The sequence below is a fragment of the Nonomuraea sp. NPDC052116 genome, assembly GCF_040680035.1.
In the GTDB taxonomy this organism is placed as follows: Bacteria; Actinomycetota; Actinomycetes; order Streptosporangiales; family Streptosporangiaceae; genus Nonomuraea; species Nonomuraea angiospora_A.
Genome location: NZ_JBFAWA010000088.1, coordinates 1 through 6,966, shown reverse-complemented (window position 1 = coordinate 6,966; position 6,966 = coordinate 1). Strand labels below are relative to the sequence as shown.

Below are 6,966 nucleotides of genomic sequence, written 5' to 3'. Positions count from 1 at the left end.
CGTGGCTGAACGGGGCGACGATCGGATAGCGGTCGCGCTCGTCGAGGGTGACGATCTCGGACCAGTCCCAGTAGCCGCGCAGGACCTGGGCGGGGCACGGACGGCACCGATGCGCGCCGGTCGGGCGAACCGGCGGCGTCCGCGTGTCCGGGCGGGCCGCGCCGGTCAGCCGGGCGATGACACCAGGCCCGCGCCGGTCAGCGGGACGGTGACACCAGGCCCGCGCCGGTCAGCGGGACGGTGACACCAGGCCCGCGTCGTAGGCCGTGATGACCAGCTGGATCCGGTCGTCGGCGGAGGCCGTTCTCATTCCTGAAATATCCGGCTTTGGCGTAGCGGGAAGCGCGTGATGGGCGTCCAGCGGAGCCCGTCGAAGCTCGCCAGGTCCACGGCGGTGACGCGGGTGGTGAACGGCAGTCCCGGCGCGACGGCGGACTCGACGCCGTTCAGGACCTCGTCGTCGCCGTAGCCGACGGACAGGTGGGGGACGGCCTCGCCGTACCGGCCGCCGTACGGGCGCAGCGCCGGCCACCTGTCCGTCACACACCGCGTGAGAGCGGCGAACGGCCCGGCGGGCTCCGGCCCCAGGTAGAGCAGGCCGGGAAAGCGGCCGCAACCGGTGAAGGCCGCCTCGAAGGGCCGGTGGGCGGCGAACAGTCCCGCCAGCTCCGCCAGCGTCCCGTCCCCGATCTCCGGCCGTGGCAGGAACGGATAGAGCACGGTGACGTGCGCGGTCACGCCGTACCTGGCCGACGGGTCGAACAACGCGCGCTGGCCGCCGACGACCGGCTCGGCTTCGGGCACGGGCACCACGAGGACCGTGGCGCCGACCGGGTACGGAGCCGCCCCACCCGCGCTCAACTCGCGCCCCGCGTGCCGTACAGGTCGTCGGCCAGATGCTCGAGCGTCTCCCGGCAGGTCCACTCGAGCGTCCCCGCCCTGGCCTCCCACGCATCGGCATCCGCGTCCCTCAGGGCCTCGACGGCCAGGGCCACGACCCGGCGCACGTCCTCTCCGTCGATGGCGGCTTCCGCGCTGTGCATGGGAAGGATCGTAACAACGGCCCTGGCGCGGGGCCGGTCAGTCGCGCGTCGGGGTGAGGGCGCGCAGGGCCTCGCGGAGGTCGGCGCCGGAGCCCGCCGCGACGACCCCGCCCTCGCGGTCGACGGCCACGGCGGAGAAGACCGGACCGGCCGGGGCGTCCGGGTCGCAGGTGAGGGTGACGGCGTGCCCGTCGAGCAGCATGGCCTCGGCGTCCGTCCTGGACGGCGGCGCGGCCCGGTTGATCAGGTCGCGGGCCGAGATCAGGGCGGCCACGGGGGTGCGGTGGCGGCCCAGCAGCACAGGGCTCTCGTCGTACGGCTGGGTGACCTGCCGGACGAGGTCGCCGAGCTTGGCCCGGGCCGTCGAGAGCGGCACGAGCGGGAGCCCGCTCAGGATCCCGGACACCTGGGACAGCGGGACGAGCGCGGCCCACTCCCAGCGCTCGCGGGTGACCAGGATGGTCTCACCACTCCTGGCGGCCTTGACGATGGTCCCCCAGCCGGCGCGGGCCTCCTCGACGCCGAGCGGGGTGCCGTAGCGGGCGTGGAGTTCGGCGTAGGAGGGCGGCTGGGCGACGGAGTCGTTGATCACCCGAAGAATCGTAAGGCGCCTTACGGAATATGTGCAAGGCGCCTGACAGAATCCAGGTCAGACGCGCTTCGCCGTGGAGGCGCGGACGACCAGCTCGGTGGCCAGCTCGACGTGGTGGGAGTCGATCTTCTCGCCGGCCGCCAGCCGCAGGGCCGTACGCACCGCCACCCCGCCCATCTCGCGCAGCGGCTGGCGCACGGTGGTCAGCGGCGGGGAGGCCATCCGGGCCATCTGGGTGTCGTCGAACCCCACGATGCTCAGATCCTGCGGGACGCGCAGGCCCCGCTCCCTGGCGGCCTCCATGACGCCCAGCGCGCTCTCGTCGCAGCCGGCGAAGATCGCCGTCGGCGGCTCCGGCAGGTCGAGCACGGCCCCGCCGTACTCGAGTCCGTCCTCGTAGCGGAAGTGCCCGGAGCGCGTGTACGCGGGCGGCACCGGCACCCCTTCGGCCTCCATGGCGGCGCGGTAGCCGTGCAGGCGGGCCTGGTTGCAGGCGGCGGTGGCCGGGCCGCCGAGGTAGGCGATGCGCCGGTGGCCGAGGGACAGCAGGTGCTGGGTGGCGGCCAGCCCGCCGGCGAAGTTGGTGGAGCCGACGCTGGTCACGCCGGCGTGCGGCAGGTGGAGCGGGTCGATCACGACCAGCGGCAGCCGGACGCGGGACAGCGCGGCCAGCTGCCGGGTGCTCAGCTGGTCGCACGTGACGCAGATCAGCGCCCGGCGCCCGGCGGCGGCCAGGTCGCCGGCCCACGCGGCGGGGTGGTCGATCTTCTTCCTGACGCTGACGACGATCCCGACGCCGAGCTCCGCCCCGGCCGCCACCACACCCTGGATGATCTCCGTGGAGTAGGTGCTGAAGTCGTCGTCGAACTGCACCTCGACGGTGTCCGTGGCGACCGGCCCGTCCGTACCCGGGGCCCGGCGCGGCGACGGGGCGATGTAGTCGTGCTCCCGCAGCAGCGACTGCACCAGGGAGCGGGTGGTCGGCGCCACGTCACTGCGGCCGTTGAGCACCTTGGACACGGTCGCCACCGACACGCCCGCCGAGGCCGCGACCGTGGCCAGCGTGGCGCGTCTAGAACTGGACGGCATCGACTCCCCTTTCCCGCTCGACCGACACGGGGGTGTCCAGGCGCCGGTCGTGGCCGACGACCCGGGCCGGGCCGGTCAGCCGTACCGCGCTCCGGCACGGCAGGTCGGCCGCCGACGTGCCGACGAGCACCTCGATGTCCCCGGGCTCCACGATGCGCCTCAGATCGCGGCCGGTGAAGGCCGTCCGGTCGGCGTGCACCCGGAAGGTCACGCGGGCGCTCGCCCCTGGCTCCAGCCGGACCCGGGCGAACCCGGCCAGCTGCCGGACCGGCCGGGTGACCTGGGCGACGACGTCGTGCAGGTAGAGCTGGACGACCTCCTCGCCGGCCCGGTCCCCGGTGTTGCGCACGCTGACCGCCACGCCGAACTCGCCGTCCGTGGGCACCTCGGCGTCGCTGATCCGCAGGTCGCCGACCTCGAAGGTGGTGTAGGAGGTGCCGTACCCGAACGGGAAGAGCGGGGTCGGGTCGAGGTTGCTGATGCCCTGGCTGTTGGCGCCCAGCGGCGGCTGCAGGTACGTGCCCGGCTGCCCGCCGTGCCCGCGCGGGATCTGCACCGGCAGTCTGCCCGACGGCTGGACCCGGCCGGACAGCACGCCGGCGACGGCCGCGCCGCCCTCCTCGCCGGGCATGAACGCCTGGACGAGCGCCGCCGCGCCCGCGCGCACCCGGCCCAGCGCGTACGGGCGGCCGGAGACGACGACGGCGACGACCGGCGTGCCCGTCGCGGCCAGCTCGGCCACCAGGTCCTCCTGCGACCCGGGCAGGCGCAGGTCGTCGGCGTCGCAACCCTCCCCCGAGGTCCCGAGGCCGAACAGCCCGGCGAGGTCGCCCACGGCCACCACGCACAGGTCCGCCCCGCGCGCCGCTTCGAGCGCGGCGGCGAACCCGGAGCGGTCGTCGCCCTGCACCTCGCAGCCCCGCTCGTGGACGAGCTCGGCCTCCGGCAGCTCGGCCCGCAGCCCGTCGAGCAGGCTGGGCGCCTCGATGCCGAGCCCGAGCGCGGGGTGGCGGGGCAGCACGTGGTTGGGGAAGGCGTAGCAGCCCATGAACGTCCGCGGATCGTCGGCGCACGGCCCGACGACCGCGATCCGGCGCGGCCCGGCAGGCAGCGGCAGCACGTCGCCGGCATCGAGCAGGACGATCGACCGCTCGGCCAGCTCGCGCGCCAGCGCCCGGTTGCCCGGCGAGTCGAGATCCACGTCATCCGCCCCGGACACGGACTTCTCCGGCGTCCAGTCCGGGTCGAGCAGCCCGAGCTGCACCTTCTGGGTGAGCAGGCGGCGCACCGCCCGGTCGATCAGCGACTCGGGGAGCTCGCCGGCGCGTACCCGCTCGACCAGGTGCGGGCCGAAGCCGAGCGTGTCGGGCAGCTCGACGTCGATGCCCGCGGTGAGGGCCTGGACGCCCGCCTCGCCGGTGTCGGCGGCGACGCGGTGCATGCTCGCCAGGAACGGGATCGCCCAGTAGTCCGACACGACCGTCCCGGTGAAGCCCCACTCCTCGCGCAGCACCTCGGTCAGCAGCCAGGGGTCCGCTCCGGCCGGCACGCCGTCCACGTCGGAGTAGGAGTTCATCACCGACCGGGCGCCGCCCAGCGCGATGGCGGTCTCGAACGTCGGCAGGATCATGTCCATCAGCTCGCGCCGCCCCATCGGCACGGGCCCGTGGTTGCGGGCCGCCCGGGAGGCGGAGTATCCGGCGAAGTGCTTGAGGGTGGCGATGACGCCCGCGTTCTCCAGCCCGCGCACATACGCGGCGCCGAGCATGGAGACGAGGTACGGGTCCTCGCCCATCGTCTCCTCGACCCGGCCCCACCGGTAGTCGCGCACCACGTCCAGCACCGGGGACAGGCCCTGGTGCACGCCCACGGCCCGCATGTCCCGGCCGATCGCGGCCGCCATCCGCTCCACCAGCCCGGGGTCGAACGTCGCCCCCCACGCGATGGCCGCCGGGTAGACGGTCGCCCCGTACGTGGTGAACCCGGTCAGGCACTCCTCGTGGACGATGGCCGGGATCCCGAGCCGGGAGCGCTCGACGACGGCCCGCTGCAGCCTGACCACCTCGGCGGCGCCCTCCCGCGCGGTCACGGGAGCGCTGCCGTGCACCCGGGTCAGGTGGCCGAGCCCGTGCCTGACGGCCTCGTCGAGGGGGACCGTGCCGGAGGCCGTGAACACGTCCTGCATCGGCGCGACGTTCAGCGTCTCGGCGTCCTGCGCCGGCTCGTGCTGCATGTCGTTGCCGATCCACCGGCTGCCGAGCTGGCCGACCTTCTCCTCGAGGGTCAGCTCCGCGAGGAGGGCCTCGACTCGGTCGGCCACGGGAAGCGCCGGGTCCTGCCACGGGCGGAGCACGCCGTCCATCGCGGGGGTCCGATCCAGAGCCGTCATCTGCTCTCCTTAAAGCCGATTCCCGCCGTGAGTATTTCGAAATGTTTCGATGTCGTCGAGTGGCCTACGAGCAAGCGTCCCCGATTTACAGACGACCAGATGAACGCCGCGCCTGAGTACTTTACACACGCCCTGCTCGAACGGGCAGATTCTCGGATACGACGGTCTTGACAGGCCCATGGTCGAAACCTAAATTGACGGACCACGCGGTATGTCGCAAATGTTTCGACGAGCTCACTCAAAGGAGACGTGACGAGCGGCATCGGCAGGCGCCGCGTCCCCGGCCGCCCGCCACCACCATCCGACGATCAACGAGCCGCGCGGCCAACCCCCCGGCGTTCAAGTACGGAGATCAGCGTGGAGAACAGGTCAACTTCCCGTCGCACCTTCCTCAGCCTCTCCATGGGCCTTCCCCTCGGAGCCGCCCTGACCGCCTGCGGAGGCTCCGGGCCGACCCAGGCCGGCGCCGGTGGCGGGGGTGGCAGCACCACAAGTGGCGGCAGCGGTGCCGGCAAGGCCACCTACTGGTATCTCACCGGACAGCCACAGGAAGGCATCCGCACCCGCGCCGTCGAGCGCTTCAACAAGGCCAACCCGACCGGCCAGCTCGCGACCACGATGTTCCAGAACGACGCCTTCAAGACCAAGATCAAGACGGCGATCGGCGCGGGCGAGGCCCCCACCATCATCTGGGGCTGGGGCGGCGGCGGACTGAAGAGCTACGTGCAGGCCGGCCAGGTCGACGACCTCACCTCCTGGTTCGACCAGAACGCGGCCCTGAAGGACAAGCTGTTCCCCTCCTCCTTCAACGCGGCCACGGTCGACGGCAAGATCTACGCGGTGCCGGTCGAGGCCGTGACGCCGATCGTCCTCTTCTACAACAAGAAGGTCTTCGAGAAGGTCGGCGCTCAGCCCCCGCAGAGCTGGGGCGACATCATGGACCTGGTCAAGAAGTTCAACGCCGCGGGCGTCGCGCCGTTCTCCCTCGGCGGCCAGTCGCGCTGGACGAACATGATGTGGCTGGAGTTCCTCTTCGACCGCATCGCCGGCCCCGAGGTCTTCCAGGCCGTCTTCGACGGCGAGAAGGACGCCTGGAGCAACCCGGCCGCCATCGACGCCCTGACCAAGATGCAGGACCTCATCAAGGCGAACGGCTTCATCAAGGGCTTCTCCTCGATCACCGCCGACTCCAACGCCGACCAGGCGCTGCTGTACACGGGCAAGGCCGCGATGATGCTGCACGGCGGCTGGACGTACGGCAACATGCGCGACACCGGCGGCGACTTCGTCAAGGGCGGCAACCTCGGCTACATGAACTTCCCGCCGGTGGACGGCGGCAAGGGCGACCCCAGCGACACCGTGGGCAACCCGGCCCAGTACATGTCGATCTCCTCCAAGGCGTCGGAGGCGGAGAAGGAGATCGTCAAGAAGTTCTTGGCCACCGAGATGAACTCCGACGCGCAGAACAAGGACTGGGCCAGCAACGGCTTCGTGCCGATCGTCAAGGGCACCGACGCGCAGTTCGGCACCGACCTCGACGGGACGTGGCAGCGGTTCGTCTACGAGACCGCCAGCAAGGCCAAGTCCTTCCAGCAGTCCTGGGACCAGGCGCTCAGCCCGACCGCGGCCGAGGTCCTGCTGGACAACATCGCCAAGCTGTTCCAGATGTCGGTCTCGCCGCAGCAGTTCGCCACGAACCTCAACGAGGTCATAGGCAAGTGACGGTCCCCCCGATCTCCGCCAGGGGAAACGCGCCCTACCACCGCGGTGTGCGGGGCGAGGTACATGGACAGGCAGGTCGTGCGTAACGGCTCGGCGAGCAGCTCGACGAGGCGGCCGGTGAGCCCGGCCTG

At 72.1% G+C, this 6,966-nt stretch carries 6 protein-coding genes; 1 reads left to right on the top strand and 5 read right to left on the bottom strand.

Going from position 1 to position 6,966, the window contains the following annotated elements:
- Positions 1 to 306 precede the first annotated feature (306 nt).
- Genes AB0L65_RS62675 through AB0L65_RS62655 form a run of 5 tightly spaced genes read right to left on the bottom strand, consistent with a single transcriptional unit; the run spans position 307 to position 5,113 of the window.
- Positions 307 to 810 carry a 2'-5' RNA ligase family protein gene (locus AB0L65_RS62675; protein ID WP_364267500.1) on the bottom strand — a complete coding sequence of 168 codons (504 nt, stop codon included), beginning with the start codon at positions 808 to 810 and terminating at the stop codon, positions 307 to 309.
- Between the two features lie 47 nt (positions 811 to 857).
- Positions 858 to 1,043 carry a hypothetical protein gene (locus AB0L65_RS62670; protein WP_364267497.1) on the bottom strand — a complete coding sequence of 62 codons (186 nt, stop codon included), beginning with the start codon at positions 1,041 to 1,043 and terminating at the stop codon, positions 858 to 860.
- Between the two features lie 37 nt (positions 1,044 to 1,080).
- The gene (locus tag AB0L65_RS62665; protein WP_364267494.1) at positions 1,081 to 1,635 is read right to left on the bottom strand and encodes a type II toxin-antitoxin system prevent-host-death family antitoxin; all 555 of its coding nucleotides are present in this window, start codon (positions 1,633 to 1,635) and stop codon (positions 1,081 to 1,083) included.
- A 57-nt stretch (positions 1,636 to 1,692) separates the two neighbouring features.
- Positions 1,693 to 2,724, bottom strand: a complete 1,032-nt coding sequence (locus tag AB0L65_RS62660; protein ID WP_364267491.1) for a substrate-binding domain-containing protein — start codon at positions 2,722 to 2,724, stop codon at positions 1,693 to 1,695.
- Entirely contained in the window at positions 2,708 to 5,113 is a 2,406-nt protein-coding gene (locus AB0L65_RS62655; RefSeq protein ID WP_364267488.1) for a glycoside hydrolase family 3 N-terminal domain-containing protein, read from the bottom strand. Before AB0L65_RS62655 ends, AB0L65_RS62660 begins: the two co-directional genes overlap by 17 nt.
- A gap of 357 nt (positions 5,114 to 5,470) precedes the next feature.
- On the opposite strand from AB0L65_RS62655, the gene AB0L65_RS62650 reads away from it, so the two are divergent.
- Positions 5,471 to 6,835 (top strand): extracellular solute-binding protein, encoded by a 1,365-nt coding sequence (locus AB0L65_RS62650; protein ID WP_364267485.1) that lies wholly within the window; start codon positions 5,471 to 5,473, stop codon positions 6,833 to 6,835.
- Positions 6,836 to 6,966: the final 131 nt, after the last annotated feature.